This window comes from Staphylococcus sp. FSL W8-1207 (assembly GCF_038003745.1).
GTDB classification, from domain to species: Bacteria; Bacillota; Bacilli; order Staphylococcales; family Staphylococcaceae; genus Staphylococcus; species Staphylococcus equorum.
In genome coordinates, this window is record NZ_JBBOPU010000003.1 from 334,447 (window position 1) to 359,714 (window position 25,268).

General features: G+C 31.8%; 24 protein-coding genes and 3 pseudogenes. 22 read left to right on the top strand and 5 right to left on the bottom strand.

Going from position 1 to position 25,268, the window contains the following annotated elements:
* Positions 1 to 126: 126 nt before the first annotated feature.
* Positions 127 to 528 carry a hypothetical protein gene (locus NSR03_RS13440; RefSeq protein ID WP_241958539.1) on the bottom strand — a complete coding sequence of 134 codons (402 nt, stop codon included), beginning with the start codon at positions 526 to 528 and terminating at the stop codon, positions 127 to 129.
* A 310-nt stretch (positions 529 to 838) separates the two neighbouring features.
* On the opposite strand from NSR03_RS13440, the gene NSR03_RS13445 reads away from it, so the two are divergent.
* The 19 genes and pseudogenes from NSR03_RS13445 (at position 839) to NSR03_RS13540 (ending at position 17,131) form a co-directional block, all read left to right on the top strand.
* Positions 839 to 2,398, top strand: a complete 1,560-nt coding sequence (locus NSR03_RS13445; protein WP_285336503.1) for a hypothetical protein — start codon at positions 839 to 841, stop codon at positions 2,396 to 2,398.
* Between the two features lie 154 nt (positions 2,399 to 2,552).
* Positions 2,553 to 2,822 (top strand): hypothetical protein, encoded by a 270-nt coding sequence (locus tag NSR03_RS13450; RefSeq protein WP_031838353.1) that lies wholly within the window; start codon positions 2,553 to 2,555, stop codon positions 2,820 to 2,822.
* The gene (gene cch1 / locus NSR03_RS13455; protein WP_285336502.1) at positions 2,822 to 4,609 is read left to right on the top strand and encodes a cassette chromosome replicative helicase; all 1,788 of its coding nucleotides are present in this window, start codon (positions 2,822 to 2,824) and stop codon (positions 4,607 to 4,609) included. Before NSR03_RS13450 ends, cch1 begins: the two co-directional genes overlap by 1 nt.
* 70 nt (positions 4,610 to 4,679) lie before the next feature.
* Positions 4,680 to 4,958, top strand: coding sequence for a hypothetical protein (locus NSR03_RS13460; protein WP_285336501.1), 279 nt, complete (start codon positions 4,680 to 4,682; stop codon positions 4,956 to 4,958).
* 191 nt (positions 4,959 to 5,149) lie between these two features.
* The gene (gene ccrA, locus NSR03_RS13465; protein WP_285336499.1) at positions 5,150 to 6,502 is read left to right on the top strand and encodes a cassette chromosome recombinase CcrA; all 1,353 of its coding nucleotides are present in this window, start codon (positions 5,150 to 5,152) and stop codon (positions 6,500 to 6,502) included.
* A gap of 16 nt (positions 6,503 to 6,518) precedes the next feature.
* Positions 6,519 to 8,150, top strand: coding sequence for a cassette chromosome recombinase CcrB (gene ccrB / locus NSR03_RS13470; RefSeq protein ID WP_285336497.1), 1,632 nt, complete (start codon positions 6,519 to 6,521; stop codon positions 8,148 to 8,150).
* A gap of 468 nt (positions 8,151 to 8,618) precedes the next feature.
* Positions 8,619 to 8,969, top strand: coding sequence for an SAUGI family uracil-DNA glycosylase inhibitor (locus NSR03_RS13475; protein ID WP_069821209.1), 351 nt, complete (start codon positions 8,619 to 8,621; stop codon positions 8,967 to 8,969).
* Positions 8,970 to 9,053: 84 nt separating this feature from the next.
* Complete coding sequence (locus NSR03_RS13480; RefSeq protein WP_069821210.1) at positions 9,054 to 9,362, top strand: DUF960 family protein; 309 nt, start codon at positions 9,054 to 9,056, stop codon at positions 9,360 to 9,362.
* Positions 9,363 to 9,377: 15 nt separating this feature from the next.
* Positions 9,378 to 9,881 (top strand): DUF1643 domain-containing protein, encoded by a 504-nt coding sequence (locus tag NSR03_RS13485; protein WP_064210982.1) that lies wholly within the window; start codon positions 9,378 to 9,380, stop codon positions 9,879 to 9,881.
* A gap of 125 nt (positions 9,882 to 10,006) precedes the next feature.
* Entirely contained in the window at positions 10,007 to 10,687 is a 681-nt protein-coding gene (locus tag NSR03_RS13490; RefSeq protein WP_069821211.1) for a replication initiation protein, read from the top strand.
* 148 nt (positions 10,688 to 10,835) lie between these two features.
* Positions 10,836 to 11,321: pseudogene (locus tag NSR03_RS13500) on the top strand (DUF1643 domain-containing protein).
* 1 nt (position 11,322) lies between these two features.
* On the top strand, positions 11,323 to 11,529 hold the full coding sequence (locus NSR03_RS13505; RefSeq protein ID WP_069821212.1) for a hypothetical protein: 207 nt from the start codon (positions 11,323 to 11,325) through the stop codon (positions 11,527 to 11,529).
* Positions 11,522 to 11,845, top strand: a complete 324-nt coding sequence (locus NSR03_RS13510; RefSeq protein ID WP_069821213.1) for a JAB domain-containing protein — start codon at positions 11,522 to 11,524, stop codon at positions 11,843 to 11,845. Before NSR03_RS13505 ends, NSR03_RS13510 begins: the two co-directional genes overlap by 8 nt.
* 63 nt (positions 11,846 to 11,908) lie before the next feature.
* A complete protein-coding gene (locus tag NSR03_RS13515; RefSeq protein WP_069821214.1) occupies positions 11,909 to 12,985 on the top strand; it encodes a tyrosine-type recombinase/integrase in 1,077 nt (358 codons plus the stop codon).
* A 1-nt stretch (position 12,986) separates the two neighbouring features.
* Positions 12,987 to 13,301 carry a helix-turn-helix domain-containing protein gene (locus NSR03_RS13520; RefSeq protein ID WP_069821215.1) on the top strand — a complete coding sequence of 105 codons (315 nt, stop codon included), beginning with the start codon at positions 12,987 to 12,989 and terminating at the stop codon, positions 13,299 to 13,301.
* A gap of 520 nt (positions 13,302 to 13,821) precedes the next feature.
* Positions 13,822 to 14,688, top strand: coding sequence for an ABC transporter ATP-binding protein (locus NSR03_RS13525; RefSeq protein ID WP_232157692.1), 867 nt, complete (start codon positions 13,822 to 13,824; stop codon positions 14,686 to 14,688).
* Between the two features lie 6 nt (positions 14,689 to 14,694).
* Entirely contained in the window at positions 14,695 to 15,426 is a 732-nt protein-coding gene (locus tag NSR03_RS13530; RefSeq protein WP_069821217.1) for an ABC transporter permease, read from the top strand.
* Positions 15,426 to 16,532 (top strand): sensor histidine kinase, encoded by a 1,107-nt coding sequence (locus NSR03_RS13535; RefSeq protein ID WP_069821218.1) that lies wholly within the window; start codon positions 15,426 to 15,428, stop codon positions 16,530 to 16,532. The genes NSR03_RS13530 and NSR03_RS13535 overlap by 1 nt, the downstream gene beginning before the upstream one ends.
* Positions 16,529 to 17,131: a response regulator transcription factor gene (locus NSR03_RS13540; RefSeq protein WP_069821219.1), complete on the top strand. Its 603-nt coding sequence runs from the start codon at positions 16,529 to 16,531 to the stop codon at positions 17,129 to 17,131. Before NSR03_RS13535 ends, NSR03_RS13540 begins: the two co-directional genes overlap by 4 nt.
* 86 nt (positions 17,132 to 17,217) lie before the next feature.
* Here the strand turns inward: NSR03_RS13540 and NSR03_RS13545 are convergent.
* Positions 17,218 to 18,114, bottom strand: a pseudogene (locus NSR03_RS13545) (IS256 family transposase); the annotation flags it as partial.
* 56 nt (positions 18,115 to 18,170) lie between these two features.
* Here NSR03_RS13545 and NSR03_RS13550 point away from each other — a divergent pair.
* The gene (locus tag NSR03_RS13550) at positions 18,171 to 18,845 is read left to right on the top strand and encodes an IS6-like element IS257 family transposase (RefSeq protein WP_285336572.1); all 675 of its coding nucleotides are present in this window, start codon (positions 18,171 to 18,173) and stop codon (positions 18,843 to 18,845) included.
* 175 nt (positions 18,846 to 19,020) lie between these two features.
* Here the strand turns inward: NSR03_RS13550 and NSR03_RS13555 are convergent.
* Positions 19,021 to 20,024, bottom strand: a pseudogene (locus tag NSR03_RS13555) (alcohol dehydrogenase catalytic domain-containing protein); the annotation flags it as partial.
* 416 nt (positions 20,025 to 20,440) lie between these two features.
* Entirely contained in the window at positions 20,441 to 20,806 is a 366-nt protein-coding gene (locus NSR03_RS13560) for a winged helix-turn-helix transcriptional regulator (RefSeq protein WP_069820772.1), read from the bottom strand.
* A 102-nt stretch (positions 20,807 to 20,908) separates the two neighbouring features.
* Between NSR03_RS13560 and hxlA the strand changes: the two genes are divergently transcribed.
* A complete protein-coding gene (hxlA, locus tag NSR03_RS13565) occupies positions 20,909 to 21,544 on the top strand; it encodes a 3-hexulose-6-phosphate synthase (RefSeq protein ID WP_069820771.1) in 636 nt (211 codons plus the stop codon).
* The gene (gene hxlB, locus NSR03_RS13570; RefSeq protein WP_069820770.1) at positions 21,531 to 22,079 is read left to right on the top strand and encodes a 6-phospho-3-hexuloisomerase; all 549 of its coding nucleotides are present in this window, start codon (positions 21,531 to 21,533) and stop codon (positions 22,077 to 22,079) included. The genes hxlA and hxlB overlap by 14 nt, the downstream gene beginning before the upstream one ends.
* Before the next feature lie 299 nt (positions 22,080 to 22,378).
* Here the strand turns inward: hxlB and NSR03_RS13575 are convergent, their stop codons facing one another.
* The gene (locus NSR03_RS13575) at positions 22,379 to 25,252 is read right to left on the bottom strand and encodes a CDP-glycerol:glycerophosphate glycerophosphotransferase (protein ID WP_069820769.1); all 2,874 of its coding nucleotides are present in this window, start codon (positions 25,250 to 25,252) and stop codon (positions 22,379 to 22,381) included.
* Positions 25,253 to 25,268 lie beyond the last annotated feature (16 nt).

Below are 25,268 nucleotides of genomic sequence, written 5' to 3' on the forward strand. Positions count from 1 at the left end.
TTGAGTGAGATGCCTTTGATAAAATAAAAATTAAACGCTCGTGATGAAAAATAATCCATATAGTAGGAAAGAACACAGTATTGAATAAATTCTAAACTACCCTTCTTATTACTTATAATTATTGCACTAATAAGGTGATTTGCTCATATTGACCGAAGTTTTTGTAAACCCTTTCCTAATAAGCATGGATTTTACTTCTTTTATATTTTTATCACTGTTGGGATTAATAATTATTTCCTTTAGTATTTCATAAGTGAATTTACAAGTTGTGAATGGTTTACTATTCATATACAATTTAGGTTTTAATAAATTATCCTCATTGATATTAAAAATAATATATCTAATTTCTTCTTCTTGTCTTAAATGAAGATTTTTAAAAAATAATGAAAAGAAATGAAGCGCTTGTACTATACTCTTTATTATTTCATCCATATCATAAGGATCTTTTTCAAAATTATCATGTACAACATACCAAGCATGAGCTAATGTAGTAATATATTTAGACTGTACTTCATAATCATATTCCACTTTTAAGGGAAATACATACGCATTACCAACTGTATACTCATCGAGTGTTTTTTTACCTTATCATTGTATTTGTCATATGGTGAACGCCCTGCTTTTGGCACCAAATCTCATTTTTCGCTACTATGACCTCTAAATAACCATAAACTATTACCTCTGTATCCATCGAGAACTTCGTGTAATTCTTTAAATGATTTAATTTTTCCTTTCATAAATACCCCCCAAAAACAGAACGTACGTTCCCTTTATTTATATAACTATCTTAGCTTATATTTAAATAGAAGTAAATGATAATAAAGGAATGACTATATACATGACACTAAAACTAATTTCAAAGTATAACTCTGAATTCATGCAGGATATAATCAATCAAATAAACATATCGTTAGAAGATATTGAAGGTTCATCAACAATTGAAGTCGAATTCGATAATGAAGGCAATTATACACGTTATCAATTTCAAAATAATAAACTTTATATAAAAAATATTTTACCAAATTTAATTTATTTGTTAGGTATTGATGATGGTGTAGATACTTTTATGCGTGGATTCAACGAAGGATTTTATGAAGTCTTAACAAGGTTTATGTATGCCTCAAACTTAGATGATCAATTTGAAGAGTATAAAAATGCAATTTTCACTTATTTGTTCACACCTAAAGGTAAACTAAAGGAACATGTACTATTAAAATTACATAATGATGGATCTATAGCTCTTGACGACACTACTTTTAAAAGAGCTACTGTAAATGCTACTTTTGGTTATAAAAATAATATACCTTTTAGATTTTACGATGAAAATAATCCGAATATCACATCACTGGATAATATGCTAAACACTGCTTTTACAATTAAAAATGGTCTCGAACGTAAAAACTATAATTATTCAAATAACTATTCCTCATCATATTCACATGAAGAATGGGAAAACTTAAATATGATTGCTGATATAAGTACACAAATCAATATAGATTTAAATGACAAAAATAATGAGATATTTCAAAGATATTTCACAAAAGAACAACTTATTTCATCTATAATACAGACACTATTAAATAGGTTCCCTGATATCAACACAGATGAAGAAAAACAGATAACTGCAAATCTAAATTCATTAATTGGTAAATTATCAAAAGACAACATTCGTGGAAGGTTCCCTTTTAGTGATGTACTAACAATTTTGTCTGTTTTTTATTTTAGATATTTGTACATAGACAGTAATACACATGCTAAACACAAAAATGCATCTGGCAACAATAGCTATTTTGCTTTACTATTTAACAAGCAAGAATTAAATATATTAAAAAAGCAAAAAGTTAATTATTCAGAACTCCAAGATTTTGAGGAACAAAAATTAAAATTCAACGCTGATTTTCAACAACTACATAACGACATAGATGAATTAACTGAAAATCACTTACACATTGTCTTCACTGATGACAAATTAGGAAATGAAGATGATGAAGGTGATTTTTCATCTTTTCATATCATCGATAATGAACTTATAAATGCATCAAATTTGTTTATACATAAATTATTTTATATGGATCAGCTACCATTTATGGAAACTTTGCTTAGTACTTTATCAGGTGTTTACACTCATATTTGCGAGAACATGAATTTCTTTCATACAAATGCGCCTATAGAAGTTCTTAATTTGAGTAGTCAAATTATAAAAACGACAAAAAAATGGAGTAATACAATAACACCTCTCCATGCTAAAAATGACCTAATTCATAGTAAATTAAATAAGTACGACCTAAACTTATTCATTTATGACTTTAAAATTTCTAGTGAAACTCATCTATCTCTAATTAATTCTATGAATGTAATTGATAATCTAAACTTGAGACAAAAATATTTTAAAAAATAATTACTACAACTCAATCTCTTTAGTACCAATCTTTATTCAACCTAACTGTCTAACCAATCATTCTTGGTTAGACAGTTAGGTTTATTTTTGTGTGATGTAATACACGTAATGAATCTTTATGATTCAGAAAAAATTATAAAGGCGGTAATTACTTATGAAGTATAAACCTATTCGAGTAATACAATTGTATGGAGCATCAAAGAAAGCTGCGAAACAAAAATACAGCGGAGAGACGTTCATCTTTAATGACTTAGTAAATCAGGTTGGCACTTTCAACTGTACTACTAATGAAATTAGAGAAGTAGGTCGCATGTTTGGGGCGTGGGAAAGAAAAGGATGCGACGCTCCTATCAAAAGAATTTCTAACAAATCTCCTATCCTGTATCAAAAAATTCGACTTTTTAATACAGGAGGTAAACGCTAATGGCTAACAACATCTTCGAGCAATATCCATACTGGTTAGATTCAACTGCATGGTATGAACTTATTCGAGCAAAAAACAAAAATGACGAAGATAAGATAATTCGTTTATCTAGTCCAATCATCATAGAAAACAAATTTCTCGACCCTACTACAGGGGTTGAGAAATTGACTATCACGGATGGCAAAAATATTGAACGTATTGAAACGTCAGATATTCTAACGACACAAAAGTTACCTAGACTGGTTATGTTTGGGTTCAGCATCAATGAAAAGTACATTAAATCGCTAGGTAATGCACTACAATTAATGCGTCAATCACTGCCCATTTCTACATTGTATACAGGTGTAGGTGTCTTAAGTACTGATGAAGGTACTGTCATTTCATTAGATGAACCATATCTTTCAAAAGACATCGAGCAGTCTCAGGCTGATGAAATCATTTGTGAAACAAAGTATGACTTACAACCTAAAGGTACATTTGAAGGCTGGTGGCAAATGTACCTTGATGAAGTAAAAGGGAACTTATTACTGGAGCTTGCAGTAATTTTTGCTGTTTCTTCATTAGTGACTGCATTTTTAAAAACAAAACATGAAGTTGAATTCGCAGGTACCATCTTCTCGTTTATGGGAAATTCCAGCACAGGTAAATCAACTGCCGCGGCATTAGGAGTCTCAATTGCAGGCAACCCATCTAAAGGTGACCAGACATTATTCAGAGGGTGGAACGGCACTCGTAATGCAATTGAAGGATACTTAAGTAACAACTTTGGGGTTCCTATTGTCTTAGACGAATTATCAGCAGCGACCTTTAAAGATACCAATGGTTTGCTTTATTCCCTAGCAGAGGGGCAAGGTCGTCTACGTGCTAATCGAGAGGGAAATGTAAAAAATCCTCACCACTTTGGATCTAGTGTGATCAGTACAGCAGAACACACTATTTTCAAAGATGCTAGTGCAAATGATGGTTTGAGAGCAAGATGCATCGAAATTTCTGATGTCTTTACAACAAGTGCTGACAATGCGGACGCCATTAAAAAAGGAACATCAAAAAACTACGGACACGTAATGCCGTTAGTAGCTGAATATCTTCTAAATCGTGAATCTGAAGTAATCAAGTGGTTTCATAGAGAACACGATTGGTTCAAAACACAACTTAACAATGAAACAAACAATGTAGGCATACGTATGTTCAAGCGCTACGCCACCATTATGGCATCAGCACGAATATTAGAACGTGTAATTGCAACCCCTATCGATTTGGATGCAGTTAGAGAGTATCTAGTTAGTTATCATGTAGATTCCGTAAGTGAACGCAGTTTGGCAGCCAAGGCGATTGATAGTGTGGTTCAGTTCGTGGCACGCAATCGTAGTAAGTTTGCGGAAAATGAAAAACTCTCCACAATGATTGAAAATTATGGCCTTATTGAGCTGAAAGACGATCACATCCAAGTCAAGATGCTTAAAGATGTTTTTAAACATATGCTAGAAGAAAACCAATATCAAGATGTAAAAAATGTAATAGATAGTTTAAGATCAGAAGGATATATCCAGATGGATTCCGATCGGATAGCCATCAAACGTAATGTCAAAGATACTCAAGGAAAACCTAGGAGTATTGTATTCTATCATCTTAAATTGGATAAAGAACTTGCCCCTATTTTCGGCTTAAGCTCAAATTCAGAACCATTCACACTACCGCACTTTGATGGGAATACAAATCCAAATTTGCTTAATGACTTTGTTAATCAAGCCAGAGAAAAAGAAGCAAGTGACGATTTAGAACTATAAATTTGAATGTTATACCGCTACAACGCTATAAACGCGTTGTAGCTCATTAAATCAATCGGAGGAAAAAATTATGAACGTAATTGCATTAACACATAATATTACAGATGAAAGATCTGAATTTTTAGAAAACACGCCTATTGATGACATTAAAACTTTCTGTAGGTCAAATGGTTATAAAATTACAAAAGCTTATGACAACGATAACCAATTAATAAATGACATTAAACTTAAAAACATCAAACCTAAACGTATTGTCTTTTGGGGCACCTATGAAGATTACTCTGAATTGGACAGACTCTGCTCAAAGCTAAATATCGAATTCATTACAATATTTCCGATGTTGGTATAACACTTTTACTACTATCAAAGTCAATTGGGAGGAATAATATGGACGAATTAATCACATTACTCGCTGATTTAGTGATTGAAGAAATCAATCACGCTGATGACTAATAATAACGCCCAACACCTGATTGGTGTTGGGCTTATGTGTAAATTCATTCATAAATATATATTATCAATGTGGAAGGAGGAAATACGATGAAACAAGCAATAGGTTACTTACGACAGAGCACTACAAAGCAACAATCCCTAGCAGCACAGAAACAAGCCATCAAGACATTAGCTGAAAAACACAATATTCAACACATCACATTTTATAGCGATAAGCAATCAGGACGCACTGATAAGCGAAACGGTTACCAGCAAATTACTGAACTGATTCAACAAGGACAATGTGACGTACTATGTTGCTATCGTCTGAATCGACTTCATCGTAATCTAAAAAATGCATTAAAACTCATGAAATTGTGCCAAAAATATCATGTTCATATCTTAAGTGTTCATGATGGCTATTTTGATATGGATAAAGCATTCGATCGGCTTAAACTCAATATTTTCATCAGCTTGGCCGAATTAGAATCTGATAATATTGGCGAACAAGTAAGCAACGGGATAAAAGAAAAAGCGCGTCAGGGTAAATTGATAACTACACACGCCCCCTTTGGTTACCACTACAAACGTGGTACATTCACGATAAATAAAAATGAATCACCAACGGTAATTGCCGTATTCAATTACTATCTTCAAGGTAATGGCTATAAAAAAATTACACAGTTCTTAGAAGAAGATAACAAACTACTCAACCGGAAACCTTATCAAGTACGTAATATTATTATGAATCCCAATTACTGTGGTCGCGTTATCAATCAATATGGACAATATGACAACATGTTTCCACCTATTATTTCTATCAGTAGCTATGAACAAGCGCAGATTTTACGTTCTGAAAAACATGTCAAACGAACACCTTCAGCTAATCAACTGAAACAAAAAATCAAATGTCCATGTTGTAGCTCAACACTCACCAATATGACAATCAGAAACAAACAACATAATACATTACGTTATTATGTCTGTCCTCGAAATATGAATGAATCTCGTTTTGTCTGTGAATTTAAAGGGATTAACGCTAAAGATATAGAAACAAGTGTTTTAACAACATGTCGACACTTCTTTCAAGACCAACAGGTCTATTCCAAAATAAATGATGCCATTCAACAACACATCCAAAAACAAAACACACTGGAAACTAAGCGCACGTACACCCAAGCACAACTCATCAATAAGTTAGCCAAAGGAACGATAGATGCAGAAATATTCAAAACAGAAATACAAAACTTACACCAACAAAATACACTGACATCTATCAATTCTAAGCACATCCAAAGCGCATTTCATAATGTAATACAAAAATGTTTCACGTTAAACATCTTGTATCCTTATATTGATGTCATTCATATTACTGAAAACAAGACACTTACAGGTATTTATTTCAAAAATGAACCACTGAATATCGTTAATCAAACTAAACAATCATCGATTGTATCATAAGAAAGGATGAAACATCATGGAAAAACTTAAACAAAAGCGTGTGGGAATTTATGTACGCGTATCGACTGAGATGCAGAGCTCAGAAGGCTACTCGATAACAGGCCAGATCAATCAGATTGAAGAATACTGTCAATTTAATAACTTCAAAGTGGTAGATGTATACGCAGATCGTGGTATTTCCGGAAAATCTATGAACCGCCCTGCACTACAACGTATGTTACAAGACGCTAAAAATGGTCATATCGATTGTGTTATGGTCTACAAAACAAATCGATTAGCACGTAATACATCTGACCTACTCAAAATCGTTGAAGATTTGCATAAACAAAATGTCGAATTTTTCAGTCTGTCTGAACGTATGGAAGTTAGCACGAGTAGTGGTAAGCTCATGCTCCAGGTGCTTGCGAGCTTCGCAGAATTTGAACGCAATAATATTGTAGACAATATATTTATGGGCCAGACAATTAGAGCGAAAGAAGGGTATTATCAGGGTAATATTCCCTATGCGTATGATAAAGTACCTGACAGTAAACACGAACTTATGATTAATCAACATGAAGCCAATGTTGTAAAGTATATCTTCGAATCATATGCCAAAGGGCATGGCTATCGTAAAATTGCCAATGCGCTCAACCATAAAGGTTATGTCACAAAGAAAGGGAATCCATTTAGTATTTCAGCTGTTACTTATATTCTCTCTAATCCCTTCTATGTCGGTAAAATACAATTCGCGAAATACAAAGATTGGAATGATAAACGACGTAAAGGGTTAAATGATAAACCCGTAATTGCCGAAGGCAAACACACCCCTATTATTAGCCAAACATTATGGGATAAAGTACAAGCACGTAAAAAACAAGTAAGTGAAAAACCACAAGTACATGGTAAAGGAACCAACCTTTTGACTGGATTAATTTCGTGTGAAAGATGTGGAGCGGCATACGCAGCATCGAATACAACGAATACACTTAAAGATGGTACTAAAAAACGCATTCGCTACTATTCGTGTAGTAACTTTCGTAATAAAGGGTCAAAAGTATGTTCTGCGAATAGTGTCAGAGCCGATGTAATTGAAAAATATGTTATGGATCAAATACTCGAAATCGTTAAAAGTGACAAAGTTATCAAACAAGTCGTTGAGCGTGTCAATCAAGAACATCAAATTGATACGTCTGCACTCAATCATGATATCGCATATAAGCAACAACAATATGATGAGGTCCAAATCAAATTAGATAACTTGATCAAAACACTTGAAGATAATCCAGACTTAACATCTGTGCTTAAAAATACGATTCATCAGTATGAAAAACAACTCAATGACATCACAAATCAAATCAATCAACTTAAGCAACAACAAAGTGCTCCCAAAACAATATATGACGCTAATGAGATTGCGACTATATTACGTCATATATTCAAAAATATCGAAACCATGGATAAAGCACAACTCAAAGCACTATACCTTACAGTCATAGACCACATTGATATTCGTAAAGACGACCATCATAAAAAGCAGTTCTATGTCACATTAAAACTCAATCATGAAATCATTAAACAACTCTTCCATAATACCCCTCTCGACGAAGTGCAACTCAGCACTTCGTCTTTATTATTATCTCAAACACTCTATTTGCCTATCTCATAATGAATATTGTCCTTTCGTCATCCAATAACACACATCTCATATATTCTATCCACAAATGTAGCTACCCTAACGAACATGCATGCTTATATTGTATGACGAAAGAACATCCCAAAATAAAAAATAAACGGGATGATAATGGGATTTGATAAATCCATATAAGAGAAGGATTACGCAAGCGTAATCCCGGAATCCCATTATTATTTATAAATAAATAATATAAAAAGAAAAAGTAAGTCGTAATGATATCTACAAATCCAAATGATATATAAATATATAGCTATATTTCCCGAGAAATGAGCGGGATAATGGGATTTCCTTGTCATATCAACAATTGTGATGATTTTCGATTGGGATATTTTCTGTATTTCAGTGGGATTTCTAAGTGAAACAAATATTATTTCAAACTTATATTATCAAAATGATGTATCACATGCATACATCCATCAAACACATTAGGAGGTCATAATGATGACACTAGAAAAACAACTCAAGCACTATATAACAAACTTATTCAGTCTACCACAGGACGAAAAATGGGAATGTGAATCTATCGAGGAAGTGGCAGATAATATCCTTCCTGATCAATATGTCAGACTTGGTCCACTCACCAACAAAATACTTCATACGTATACTTACTACTCTGACACACTTCATGAAAGGCATATATACCCCTTTATTCTCTACTACCAAAAACAACTCATTGCTATTGGTTATATTGATGAAACAAACGATATGGACTTCTTATATCTTCATAACACAGTTATGCCACTACTAGATCAAAGACACTTACTTGAAAAGGAGAATCATAATAATGAATAAATGGATACACATAGCTCAGATAAGCGTCACAGTCATTACAGAAGTTATTACAATAATGAAAGATATAGAAAAGGAGAAATGAGCATGGAACGTTATATTACACGTGGTATTGCCAATTACTTACCAGAAATGTTACAGCAACAATTATGGAAAATTGTCTCATATAGAGAACATGAACAATCTAAAGAGCAAGTCACAGATTATTTTCATATTTTCCAATTTAATATGTATAGTGACCAACTTTACATCAAACATAAACAAGAACGTCCAGAGTACGTAAAAATTCATAAGGCAAATTATTCAAAAGCTATCAATATTAATAAGGTCTACATCATCCGAGAAGATGATGTAGACCTTTCTTATTACGTCATGTTATTACCAGAAGAATATTAATAGGAGGCATCAATCATGCAGAATATACAGTGTACATTAGAAACTGAAGCAATATTTAGTGACGATAATCAACATCGTTACTTACTCAAAAAAACATGGGACAATGATAAAAAGATAATTTCAGTTATAACTTGTTATCCAAATTTCGAAGGAACGAAAAAATTAGATTTAACGACTCAACTAATTATGAACAAAGTTGTAGAAATGGATGAATTTGGTTCAATCCATTTTGTGAATTTATACTCCAATATTACGACACCAATAAATATAAAGCATTTAGAGAATAGCCATGACAAGCATACAGACATTCAAATTATGAAAGCGGTGAAAGAATCAGATGAAGTTATATTAGCTTGGGGTGCTTACGCTAAAAAAGCTTCTGTTGAGTCTAGAGTCAATGAAGTGTTGGAAATGTTAAAACCTCATAAAAAGAAAGTGAAGAGATTAATCAATCCGCAGACCAATGAAATTATTCATCCACTCAATCCAAAAGCAAGAAGCAAATGGATATTTAAATAAATCAAACTTTTTTAAAATAACAATAGAGAAGTATTGAGAAATTGATTAATATGATTATATAGAAGTGGGAAACTATTAATAAATTTGGCGAGTGCTAACTTATAACATGGAGAGGAATAAAATTCATGACAAAATTTAATGGAAATGTGTTTGTAGAATATCATAGCGATTTAAATAAAGTTATATTTAATGATTTTAAAGCAGTAGAACTTAATTTATTTTTTGCTATATGTAGCTTGTTAAAACATTGCGGATCCGAGCGTATGATATTAGAAATTAGTGAAATAAAGAAAATAGCTAATTATACAAGTCGTAGTAAAAAGCGTTTTGAACCGGACTTTACAAATACTATTAAAAAGGCAAAATCATTAAATTTCAGTGTTTATAGTGAATTTGAAAGTAAGCAGTTAAGTATGTTTAATGATGATAAAACTATGATTGATTTTGAAGGTAAAAAGTTATCTATAGCCTTAAATCCAGATTTCGTATACCTTTTAAATAACTTTGATGAGAATAGTATTTGTTTTTCAATGTCTGATTTCACTAACTTAAAATCAATATATTCTAAACATTTATATCGCTTATTTACAGAATATCAAGATGAAGGTACTTATACATTTAGTATAGAAGCGTTTAGAGAATTTCTAGATATTAATTCAAAATATCCTCATATGAAGGATATAGACAGACGCATTCTCTGTATGATTAAAAAGGAATTAAATCAATTTTATCAATACTTTCAGTATAAGAAAGTATTAGAAATGCCACAGCGAGTGATTGAAATTGAATTTAATTTTATAAAGTGAAAAATGAGCGCATCCAAACTTTGGATGCGCTCATTGAATTTATTTTTATTGCTGACCTGCCATTAATTTTGCTTGTTCAACAACTTGTTCCACAGCCATTTTTTGAATGTCCGATGGATAGCTATATTTTTCAGTAGAAACTGAAGCTATATTTAGTGATGATAAGCAACATCGGTATTTACTAAAGAAAACATGGGATGACAAGAAACAATCTATCGTCATCATTACCATGTAACCGAATATGACAGGCATGCTTCAAATAGATTTAACAACCCAATTAATTATGAACAAAATTTCAGAAATGGATGAATATGGTGCAATTTATTTTGTGAATTTATATTCTAATATTACGACACCTATTAATCTGAAACATATCGAAAACAGCCATGACAAGCATACGGATATTCACATTATGAAAGCTGTCAAAGAAGCCGATAGTGTTTTATTGGCTTGGGGTTCCTACGGTAAGAAACCCCTTGTGGAAAACCGAGTGAATGATGTATTAGACATGTTAAAACCTCACAAAAAGAAAATCAATATATTAACAAACCCTCAAACAATTGAAATCATGCATCCATTAAATCCATACGCTAGAAAAGCATGGACAATTAAACAATTAAAGGAGACTAAATAGAATGAATCAAACATGGAAAGAATTATACCAATATTTAATGCATCAACCACACATCGATGTTATTAAAGGCATTATCGCCTTTTCATCAAACATAAAAAATAATTCAAAATTAGATGAGCTATATTCCATTTATATGAATGACGATTCTATCACATCCATCGTTCACCCTGACTTAATAGAAAGTATAGAGGTTATCCATAATGAGTAGAAAAAGAATAGATGTTGTAAAAGTCCAAATGGTCAAAAAAGATACACTTTGGTATTTAAAAAGACGTATTGAAGAACCAAAAGATGCTGTTGATATTATGTGTGACTTCATAGGAAATGCTGACCGAGAACACTTCATTTTAATTTGCTTAAATAGTAAAAATGAACCTACACATATTGAAACCGTCTCTATAGGAAGCATTAATTTTGCGGTTATCCATCCTCGAGAAATATTTAAAACAGCCATATTAAGTAACGCAACGGGTATGATTATTGGCCATAACCACCGGAGAAAGGATATGTTTCTTTTTTATTAATCCTCTGGTATATTAGGTATTAACTAAATATATTAGGTTATACCTAAAGAGAGAGGTTTTCAAATGGGGAAACAGCCTTTTCTATCTGTAGTCAGTAATCAGCAAGAGTTACATTTTCCAACATATGAAGAATCAAGGGAATATCAGGCAAAGTTAATAGGGCTTTGGGAACAACAACAACGTGTATTAGGTTATACAGAATCTACTATAGCCCTTGGTACAAAGTGCTTGAACGAATTCTTAGATGTTTCGAATAAATTCATATGGGAAGTTTCAATGCCGGATGCAGATACGTTTTACTTGGGTTTAGTAGGAAGAGGATTAGCTTACTCAACTAGAAGAAAATACCAATCCACTATTTCTACTTTCTTAGAGTATTTAAGGAATAGGCATGGACATGAAATATGGGAAAAGTATCGACTTCAAGTTCCTAACCTATTAGATAAATTTAATCGTTACTACCATAGAAAAGATGACCACAATGGTCAGGTGATACCTCCTAAACCAGAAATACTAGATAGATTTTGGAATGGTATGAAAGAAGAAATGAAAGTGGCGAGAAAATACTTTACGGTAGCTAGGGATTATACAATTTTCAGGATGTTAGAGTTAACCGGATTAAGAACTCATGAAATCATTATGATGGATGTTAAAGACTGTAGGTTTGATTTAGGAGAAAAGGGTAAAATACACGTTCGTTTTGGTAAAGGATCTAAAGGCTCGGGGTACAAGAGAAGATGGGTACCAATGTTAGATGATGTAGATTTACTACTAAATTGGTATTTAGAAAAAATCAGACCTCTTTTCACTTCAGAAACCGATGGAGCATTGTTTTTATCAGAAAGTGGGATTCGACTTAATAAACATACAGCCCGTAAAAATTTAGTTAGAAGACAAGAGAAACTAGGTTTTACAAAAGAGGAAATCTTTAGTCCACATCAATTACGTCATTCATTCGCAACTCGTCAGACAGAACTTGGGGTTGATTTATTAACACTAAAAGAACTGTTAGGTCATTCGGATGTAGCAACCACATTTAATTATTCTAATCCTGGTTCAGACCATTTAGAGAAAAGAATAAGAATGGCTCAAGAAAAGTGGCGAAACCAACTATTGAACTTTAATAAGGAGGGTGAATGAAATGGCGATTGAATGGAGATTAAGAAAGGTAATGGCTGAAAAAGGTATATGGTCTGGTGCTGAATTAGGCAGATTAATGGAGGATAAGGCAGGTTATAAACTATCTCCACCTTCTATTAGTGCTTTACTAACCAGTGAGCCTAAACAAGTAAAGACCCATACTATGGATGCGCTCTGTACTGCACTAGAATGTACTCCAAATGATTTGTGGAAGCACACTCCTACACCAGTGAAAAAACTTGAAAGAGCAAAAAATAATAGCTTGGCGAAGGTAGTTAATGAATCACATTCTGAAGATAAGCTTCCACCAATTTAGGTAATCCGATATGAATAATTTAAATTGTAGATCTTGTGAGAGGAAGTTCAATAAATCAGAAGTAAATAAAAAGGCAACCTTTTGTCATTATTGTTTTAGTAAAGCACGTGTAGAGAGAATACAAACAGAAGTTTTCCTAAAAGAAAATTTCAAGAAGAAATGGTGTGCAGATTTATTCAAAGTCTACTTGGCAATCTGAAAGATAACCATAAGAACTTATTGGAGCATCATGGATAATAATTTTAATGCTTTGATTTAATATGTTATTTCTATTAATTCATTTAATATAATTTCTGATGCTTTGAACTACACTTGTGTGATTACTTTTATTTATTACTGTTATTTTATTCATCTTCATCATCCTCAAACACTTCTTACAATAAATTATCTATACATTCCAAATATTATCAATTGAATCTTACAATTATTTATGACATTTGTCATATGATATTCGTGACAGTTTGTACTTATAACGGGTGGTGTGATTTTTTATAATATAGGTAACTTATAAAGGACGGTGATGATTGTGATTGATGTTCAAAATGTAACGAAAATCTATAATCAGAAAAAAGTTGTGAGTGATGTTTCTTTTCAAATTAATGAGGGTGAGTGTACGGCTTTAATTGGTCCAAATGGTGCTGGTAAGTCTACTTTGATTGATATGATTATTGGTGACAGACATCCTAATGACGGGCAAATTATTAGTGATAATCAACAATTAGATAAGAAGCGGATGGGTATTTTGTTTCAAACGACGGCTTTTCCGGATGTGATGAAAGTTAAGGAGTTGTTTTATCTTTTTAAGTCTTTTTATAAAGATACGATTTCGATAGAAACTTTTAAAGAAATTACTCGATTTGATAATGATAAACTTGAACAATTTGCTGCTAAATTATCTGGTGGTGAACGCAGAATATTGGATTTTACATTATCTATTATTGGGAAACCAGACTTTGTCATTTTGGATGAGCCTACAAGTGCGATGGATACTGAAATGAGGAAGCATTTCTGGAAAGTGATTGAGGAAATGAAACAAGAAGGTAAAACGATATTTTATACTTCTCATTATATTGAAGAAGTTGAAAGAATGGCTGACCGTGTTGTTGTACTTAATAAAGGTGAGCTTGTTATGGATAGTACACCTAGAGCGATACGTCATAGTGAAAACAAAACAATGATTCAAATTCCTTTATCGAAAAAAGAAGTGGTGAATGTCCTTAAAAATGTTTCGGTTGAAGCATCTAAAGATATGCTCATCATTACGACTGAAGATGTAAATCCTGTTATTAAAGCATTTATAGACTATGGCATTGATTTTAATGAGGTAGAAATTATTAAAGAGTCATTGATGGATACGATATTTTCAAAAAATGAAGAAAGGGTTTGATGAGATATGTTATGGGCGTATTTTAAATCTGAATTGTTATTATTAACTAGAAAAAAATCATATTTAATACTTTCGATTATGTTGCCGTTAGTATTTTATTTAATATTCACAGCACTATTGGATTTACCTAAAGAATACGAAGCTAAAGTTTATAAAGAATATATGTTTAGTATGGCGACGTTCAGTTTAAGTAGTTTCTGTATTATGACATTTCCATTAGAGATGATCGAAGATAAGAAAATAGGATGGTCTAAAAATTTATTCAAAACACCTTTATCTCCAAGTTATTACTATGCAGGGAAAGTAATGAAATTAATGTGCATGTTTTGTCTAGCTATTATCGCTTTATTTTTAACAGGAGCTTTTTATAAAGGTGTTGAAATGTCAGCAAGCGAGTGGATTGGCTCAGGATTGATGTTATGGGTTGGATCAAGCATGTTTTTATCAATGGGCGTTCTTATATCTCAAATAAAAGATATCCAAAAAGCTAGTGCTATCGCGAATATCATATATTTAGGACTTGCTGTATTGGGTGGACTTTGGTTCCCAACAGATCAGTTTCCAGATTGGCTAAAGCACGTATCATATGCAACACCCACTTATAATTTAAGAGAACTCTCTTTATCTGTGACAACTCAAGGTGGCATACATTTTGTTTCACTTCTTATATTGGCAATTTATTGTATACTGTTTATAAGTATTGCGTTGATTATACGTAAAAAGACGGAAGTGGTTTAATGACAATAATAGAAAGAATTAAAGAGAATCCTATAGGTTCGTCAAACTTAATTTATCTCATCTTTCCGATATTGAGTTTAACAGTACTTGGTCATAGAGGACCTTTATGGAGCGGTATATTGGTTACCGCTCTATTTACGATAAGTTACTTAATGATGATTTATGTAGATTTATCTAAAAGAAGTATACTTAGAAGAATACTTTTAACAGTTCATTTTTTAGGTATATTTTATTTTGTAGATTATTTTAATGCTTCTCATTTATTATTCTTTTTCTATGCAGCTTATATTATTCCATATGTTTTTCAAACTAAAATAAAATCTATAGAAGTATTGATGTATATTGTGTCGTTTATGATTGCTATTTATATTATTGCAGCTGATCATAAAGACTATTTAATTATTATGATACCTATGAGTATTGTCATTATATTTATTATGTTTGGTAATTTTAAAGCGTTAGAATCTGAAAAGTTAAAAGAAGAAATTAGAAGTAAAAATGAACATATCAATACGTTAATTGCTGAACAAGAACGAAATCGAATTGGTCAAGATTTACATGATACATTAGGTCATGTGTTTGCGAGTTTAAGTATTAAATCTGAACTTGCGATGAAGTTAGTGGATAAAGATATCGATAAAGCGAAAGAAGAAATGGCATCTGTGAATGGTTTATCTAAAGAAGCACTTGTTAAAGTAAGAGCAATTGTAGATAATTTGAAGTTGCAATCTTTTGAAGAAGAAGTGAAGACGATGGAAACATTGTTAGAAAATGCGAACTTATCGTTTGAATTTAAAAATGCTGATCGAGCTCAGTCACTCAGTCCTACTCGACAATCAGCACTGTCGATGATTTTGAGAGAAGCGGTTAACAATGTCATTAAGCATGCGCAGGCTACGAAAGTAACAGGTGAAATCATTGAAGAAAACGAACATTTAACATTGGTAATCATAGATGACGGCATAGGTATGAAACATATTGATGAAGATGATTTTAAGAGTATCAAATATCGTGTTCATGCATTAAATGGCCAATTAAAAGTAAGTAATTTAAATAAGGGATTAAAAATGACGATAGCATTGCCTAGAGGGGATGACACATTATGATATCAATTGTTATAGCAGAAGACCAAGAAATGTTACGGAAAGCCATGGTTCAATTGATGGAAATGAATGACGAATTAAATATTTTAGGGGACTTTTCAAACGGGGAAGATGCGTTGGAAGGAATTCAAAGTCACGAGCCAGATGTAGCGATACTAGATGTCGAAATGCCTAAAATGACAGGGTTAGAAGTATTGAAAAAAGTAAAAGATTCAAATTTAAATACGAAAGTCATCATCGTTACAACTTTTAAAAGACCAGGATACTTTGAGAGTGCAGTAGCAAACGATGTTGATGCATACGTATTGAAAGAACGATCAATAGATGAACTCGTCGAAACAATTAAAAATGTGATGGACGGTAAAAAAGAATATAGTGAATCTTTAATGACATCAATGTTTAAAGATAGAAACCCATTAAGTCCGAAAGAACAACTCGTATTGAAAGAAATAGGCAAAGGCTTATCCAGTAAAGAAATATCAAAAGAATTATATTTATCAGACGGCACAATCAGAAATTATACATCGATTATTATAGATAAAATAGGAGCAGATAACCGGTTTGATGCATGGCAGAAAGCAATAAAAAAAGGATGGATATAGATAGGTGCAGGGGTAGTAGAAGTAAGTAAAGGATAGTAGGGAATTTCTGGACCGATAAAAAGGCTTTGTCAAATTAAGTGTGTAAGTTATTCAAGATACTTAATAACTCTATCTTTAATTTGATCATGTAAAAGAAGCTGGTTCATAACCATAGACCAGTTTGGAATGTAACCAGTGGACCATTTCTTTTGAAGTTCTTTCGTTCGAATAAAGAGTAATTTTAAGAGTGCATTCTCATTTGGGAATGCACCTTTTTTTGTAACCTTTCGGTAACTAGAATGAATACTTTCTACCGCGTTAGTTGTATACATGATTTTACGAATATTACTACCATAATCAAACAGCTGTTCAACGTGAGTGAAGTTACGTTTCCAAACATCAACCGCACCAGGATATTGAGACCATTGTTGTTTAAATGCTTCAAAAGCAGTATGACAAGCTTTAAGTGATGTTGCCCCATAAACCTTTCTTAAAGAAGAAGTAAAAGCTTTATAGTCTTTACTTGGTACGTATTTAATAGAATTCCTAACTAAATGTACAATACATCTTTGAACAATTGTTTTAGGAAAAATAGCCTTAACTCCGGATTCTAAGCCAGAAACACCATCCATAGATAAAAAGAAAATGTCTTCGACACCACGAGCCTTAATTTCATCAAATATTTGCATCCACTTATGCTTGCTTTCTGTTTCATTAAGCCATAAACCAAGTATTTGTTTCTTTCCATCAATCGTGTACCCTAGAATAGTGTATACTGCATATTCTTTAATTTCATAATCAGTTCTAATTTTAGTATATAAACAATCCACAAATACAAATGTATAGCACTTTTCCAATGGTCTAGTTTGCCATTCTTCCATTTCAGGAATAACGGCATCAGTAATATCAGAGATCATTTCATGAGATACAGAGAAACCATAGATATCTTCTATTGTTGAAGAAATATCACGTTGTGACATGCCCTTGGCATACATAGAAATTACGGTTCTGTTGCAAAGTTGAATTTATAGTATAATTTTAACAAAAAGGAGTCTTCTGTATGAACTATTTCAGATATAAACAATTTAACAAGGATGTTATCACTGTAGCCGTTGGCTACTATCTAAGATATGCATTGAGTTATCGTGATATATCTGAAATATTAAGGGAACGTGGTGTAAACGTTCATCATTCAACGGTCTACCGTTGGGTTCAAGAATATGCCCCAATTTTATATCAAATTTGGAAGAAAAAGCATAAAAAAGCTTATTACAAATGGCGTATTGATGAGACGTACATCAAAATAAAAGGAAAATGGAGTTATTTATATCGTGCCATTGATGCAGAGGGACATACATTAGATATTTGGTTGCGTAAGCAACGAGATAATCATTCAGCATATGCGTTTATCAAACGTCTCATTAAACAATTTGGTAAACCTCAAAAGGTAATTACAGATCAGGCACCTTCAACGAAGGTAGCAATGGCTAAAGTAATTAAAGCTTTTAAACTTAAACCTGACTGTCATTGTACATCGAAATATCTGAATAACCTCATTGAGCAAGATCACCGTCATATTAAAGTAAGAAAGACAAGGCATCAAAGTATCAATACAGCAAAGAATACTTTAAAAGGTATTGAATGTATTTACGCTCTATATAAAAAGAACCGCAGGTCTCTTCAGATCTACGGATTTTCGCCATGCCACGAAATTAGCATCATGCTAGCAAGTTAAGCGAACACTGACATGATAAATTAGTGGTTAGCTATATTTTTTTACTTTGCAACAGAACCTTATAAATCACTTTGAAACAAGACAGAAGGCTGTGAAGGGTAAAGGTATGATTGTCACAATGAGTCGTCGTATTGCAGTCGATTTATATGATGAAATTGTAAGACTTAAACCCGAATGGCATTAAATGAATGACTGGTGCTTGACCAGTAGTTAAACGAACATTGCGATTAAATATTAAGTCAATCGGGAAATTATCAGCCGGAGTACCATAAATTCCTGTAAGTTGAATCGTACCAAATTTACGAACTGATTCAGCAGCAGTAATAATTGGACTAATTGTTCCTCTCTGTTGAGATTTTTTTGAAAGTTTTGGTTCTGGGCTTGATTGCGATCCATCAAATCCAACACAATCGATAACCACATCGGCACCGCCACTTGTTTGTTCTTTTAATAGCTTTCCTATTTCTTTTTCTTTATCGAAATTATAAACTTCCGCACCATTATATTTTTTGGCATGCTCTAGTCGATGTTCGACATTATCTATTGCTATAACACGAGCGGCACCTTTTATCTTTGCAAATTTTTGTGCCATTAATCCAATAGGACCGCACCCTAATACAATAACAGTATCCCCTGCTTTCACACCTGCATGTTCGACACTCCAATAAGCAGTAGGCACTACATCAGATAAAAATAATACTTGTTCATCTTTTAAATCACTATCCGGCACAACAAATGAAGAAAAATCAGCATGAGGAACTCTTAAATATTCTGCTTGTCCACCCCAGAAATTTCCGGCATCTCCCCAAAACCAAATAATGCACCGTTATCCATCTTCCAGTTGGCAGGTTCTTCATTCGATTGATCACATTGCGATTCCATTTGATTATTACAGTAGAAACAATCACCACAACCTATATTAAACGGAATGACTACACGATCACCTTTTTTTAGTTTTTCAACATCTTTACCGACTTCTTCAACAATTCCCATCGGTTCATGCCCGATAACAAAATCTTTATCCATAAACATATCGCCTTGATGATATAAATGTAAGTCCGATCCACATATACCTGAAGCGGTAATCTTAATAATTGCATCAGTTGGCTCAATTATCTTTGGATCTGGAACTTTTTTCATTTTCATTTTCTTCTTGCCTTGAAATGTCACTGCCTTCATATACAACACTCCCCTTTATATGATACTTGCATGTAATTTATACCCTTACTTAGCGTTATAAAAACCTCTTAACTTTGATGTCCCTTTAAAATAAATATCCATATAGCGGTTGAGTAATTTGTAATTCTTATTGATTTAACCTTTCTTATTTTGAAGCTGCAGCAATCGTATTAAATACTAGAGAAGACTTTCCAGCCGCCTAGCATCCTGTAAAGACAGTGAACTAATGTTTCGGTATCTCTAGTGATATATCTTTTAAATTATTCTGTTTTGCTCCAATAATCTTTATCGTTTTCATCGAATCACCTCATAATAATTTATAGTTCATATAATCTGATTATTGGGTTTTATTAACGTTTGTTTTTAGCTATACTATAGGCTCAGATTTTAATTTCTATTAGCACTTTATATCACTCTTATATTTCATTTGCATTTGAACCATTATCACTATTAATTATTTCTAAAAACTCATCCCCCCAATTGCAAATTGAAGAAACAACATTATCAAGTTTTAATCCTATTTCTGTCAATTTGTAATCTACCTTAGGTGGCACTACTGGGTACACTGTTCTTTCAATGATTTTGTCTTGTTCCAGCTCGCGAAGTTGTCTGATTAACATACGTTGATTGATGTCCGGCAATTTGTTTTGAAATTCACTTAATCTTAATCTATCATCATGTAAAAGATGATAGATGATTGCGATTTTCCACCTACCACCAATTACAGATAGCGCCAAATCTTTCGATGTATAAAATTCTTTATTATTATATTCAATTAACAATTTAAACCCTCCACTTATTTATAGTGACTAAAATGTCAGTATTGTTTTTTTATTTAAATAATACCATAATGGGAACATAAAAGATAGAGAGGGGAAATTATTATGAAATTACAATTAGCAATCGATTTATTAGATCAAATAGAGGCAGCAAAGTTAGCTCAAGAAGTAGAAGAATTTATTGATATCGTAGAAATTGGAACACCTATCGTTATAAACGAAGGGCTATCTGCCGTTGAACATATGAGTAAATCAGTTAATAACACACAAGTATTAGCAGACTTGAAAATTATGGATGCTGCTGGATATGAAGTAAGCCAAGCTATAAAGTTTGGTGCTGATATCGTAACAATCTTAGGAGTGGCTGAAGATGCTTCAATTAAAAGCGCTATTGAAGAAGCACACAAACACGGTAAAGAACTATTAGTTGATATGATTGCAGTTCAAAATTTAGAACAGCGTGCAGCTGAATTAGATAAAATGGGTGCTGATTATATCGCAGTTCACACTGGATATGATTTACAGGCTGAAGGAGTATCACCTTTAGAAAGTTTACGTACTGTGAAATCAGTGATTTCACGTTCTAAGGTAGCGGTAGCTGGAGGTATTAAACCTGATACAATCGAAACAGTAGCAGCCGAAAAACCCGACTTAATTATCGTAGGCGGCGGTATCGCAAATGCTGATGATCCAAAAGCTGCTGCTAAAAAATGTCGTGAAATCGTTGATGCACATGCTTAATCATTTTGAATTAATTTTAAATGAAATAAAGCAGACATTATCACATGTTGATGTAGCAGAATTAGAGAAATTTTCAACAGATCTTATGGATGCATCATCCATATTTGTTGCCGGTAAAGGTCGTTCTGGTCTCGTTATTAAGAGCTTCGCCATGAGATTAAATCAATTAGGCAAAAAGGCTTATGTCGTGGGTGAAACAAATACACCATCAATTCAGAAAAATGATGTCTTTGTTATAGCATCAGGTTCAGGCTCTACAGCTCATTTAAAATTGCTCGCACAAACAGCGAAAGATAATGAAGCATATGTATTATTATTATCAACAAAAGACGAATCACCAATTGCTGATATTGCAGACCTAACCATCGTATTACCTGCTGGTACAAAATACGATGCAGAAGGTTCAAAACAACCTTTAGGCAGTCTCTTTGAGCAGAGCAGTCAAATCTATTTAGACAGTGTCGTGTTAACGATTCAAGAAGCACTAAATGTTGATGAAGAAACAATGCAGAATAATCATGCGAATTTAGAGTGATAAGAATCAGAAAATAGACAAAGAGACCTCCCTATAATTATAGAGAGGTCTCTTATCATGTGTATGTAATAATAAAAACCGCATCACTTGTGGTAAGCTTCCCCTTATTAGTGATATTGCTAAAAAAGCATGTTAGTAATTCAAAAAAATCAATAAGGTGTTTATTACTTAAAGATTAATCTACAGATTTGTAATAAAAATATATAAATTCACCCAGTTTTAGCATTATCAACTAAAACCGGGTGATTATTCATTTAAATTTAGTTAATATTTTTAAAATAACTTCTCAACTGAGTGTTTTATGATATTAAGTCAATTATTCTTTCTCTATTAAATTCATCATCGAATTCAAAAAATGATTCAACTCTTCTAAGATAAAATTTACTTATTTTATAATTATTTTTCTTAATTTTTATTAGTTCCGAAGCCAATGCTTGAGAGTCATTAACAACAGGACCAAATCCATCCTCTAAGTAGTTAAAATAACCAGGTTCATAAGCAGAATATGAATAGATATCATCAATATCAAAATGATAATATAGAATAGGTTTTTTTAAATATGCAACATCAAACGCTATAGATGATACATCAGTAATTAAAATATCCGTATTGCTTATTACGTCTTTATAGTTAACACGATCCATAACTTCAATATTGGGTATTGTATCAAAGAACTTTGAAAACCTCGCTTGCATTTTCGGATGCAAACATAATTTAACTTTCATATTATTTTGCTTTGCTATCTTTTGAATTTCAGAGGTAGATAAAAATTCGATTAAACTTTTAAAGAATAAACTATTTAAAAATTCATTGTCACTTAAACCCAATAAATTCGGTCTCCAAGTTGGCATAATTGTAATACATTTTTCTTTCTTCTTACTATTACTTTTTAATAAATCAAATCTAGGTAAACCAGAAAGTAAAACTTCTTTTTCACTAAAACCATATTTTTGAATAACCTCTTCTTTTTCTTTTTTAGCGCTTGTAATGAAGTAGTCCATAGGTTTATTACGTTTGTGTAATAAGGTAGAAAGGTCATTTTGAAGAATACCATGTTCTAAAAAAACGAATTCAAAATCTAATAATTCTCTTATGAATTTACCGTTAATTGTGCCAAAAGGATTGTTTAAATAAGCCTCAGAATGTGAAGAAAATACTTTTTCTGCCTTAAACATTAACAGATGATGCTTTTTACTATTAAAGCCAACAACTTTTGATCCATATTTGTTTCGTAATTTTATATAATCTGGACTAGATGAATTAATTAAAAAGAAAGGTGTTACATCTTTTTTATTCTTATAGACATAATCAAATAATGCCTCTGCATTATCTCCTGCCTTTTCCAATCTATCTACAAATAGCCACACTTTTTGATTATTGATTTTTTTGTTAATAATACCTATCGATTTATATATCCCAGACTTTCTAGTGTGCTGTTTTTTTATTAAGCCTAAGATATTTTTAATAACTGGCATTCTATGTTTTCTAGAATTTATTATTTTTTTATTATCTTTCAATTTCAAAGTTCTATTTTTGTATTGCCTAAACGGAATCTTGGTATTGCTGAAATTTGTATGCTGCGTTTTACTTACTTGTTTAATATCTTCCAATGCTTGATTGTTAACTAAATATTTCACTTCTATCGTCTTAATACCATCGTGTAAGTGAATATCAAAACGATAAAATTTATTATAACTAATATTCATATTTAAAAATGTTTGTTCAGTAATAATTGTGTCGTTGTTGGGTTGTATTATCTCTTTTTTATTAATAACTAATACTGGTGTGACATCTATATTCATATTAATATTTGGCAAACTATATCCACATTTTAATACTTTATTTTTTTCATAGATATATTCCGTTTTAAGGTACATATCTGTAATATTTTTAATAAAAATATTATTTGAAAAGATTTTATGGATACCCTCTTCTTTCCTTATATTGAAATTATAGCCTTCATATTTTACTGATAAAATAGCTACTTGGTATACAGCATTAATATGTTTTAAGTTTGGATTAGATATCACGTCATCGTCCATTACTTTTAATAAATTAATAATGTGTTGAGTATAATTATCAATTTGATTCTTATTTAATGTAGAAAAAGTAGTTGTTTGATATTTTAGACGATATTGCAAGTCATAAAAAATCATCATTTGTACATATTTAGGTATTTTATTATTTTGGTAATCATTTACTAAGTAATTATGAAAATTTTCTAATGTATGACTATAATAATTTTCTTTAGTTAATGCTGTATCGATAGCAGATGATTCATCTTTCCTTTTTCTATACCAATAACAACTTTGAATATAACTCATTAAACCAATTTTAAATGTTTTTTTCAAAACGTTATACACAAACTTTGCATCTTCAGCGTATTTTAAAGTGGTATCAAATTTCACACCTTGTAAAGAGGAAGCTCTAAAGAAGGAAGAAGAAGCATGCATTTGTATGTAATCATAGTTATAAGACAAATCTATAATTTTATTTTCTTTTTTACTATATTTGTAATTTAATGGATGTTCGCCTACCATTCCATCAAAAAAGCTTAAACGCGTTGATATTACATCGATAGTAGGATTATCTTCGAAAAAGTTATATACATTTTTGAATGTTGTTAGTCCCCATTTATCATCAGAGTCAATAAAATTAATATATTTTCCTTTCGCATATTTTAACCCAGTATTTCTTGCAATTGAAACCCCTTCATTTTCTTTATAAATATACTTAATATTATCAGGATATAATTTTTGGAACTTAGATAAAATAAAATCAGAATCATCTGTTGATCCATCATTAACTATAATAATTTGGATATCCTTTAATTCCATAGATTGGTTTATGATGCTATTTAAGGTTTCATGTATATAGTCTTGAGTATTATATACAGGTATAATCACACTCATTTTAAAGTCGTATGATTCATATAATAGCTCGTTTAAGCTAATGATTTTAATATCCATTTTTTCAAATACATTCAAATCATTTAAGTTGTCAAAATTAATTATTAGATCAAACTTTTCATTGAACTCACTACCATTAATTTTATATTTCGAATTTATATTATTAGCGATGATAATCTTTCTATCACTTTTTTCTAAAATACTCGATATTTGTTCTAGCTCCTTAGCAGAAGAAAAAGTCCCATATATTAAAATTGTATCCATTTTATATCTCCCTATA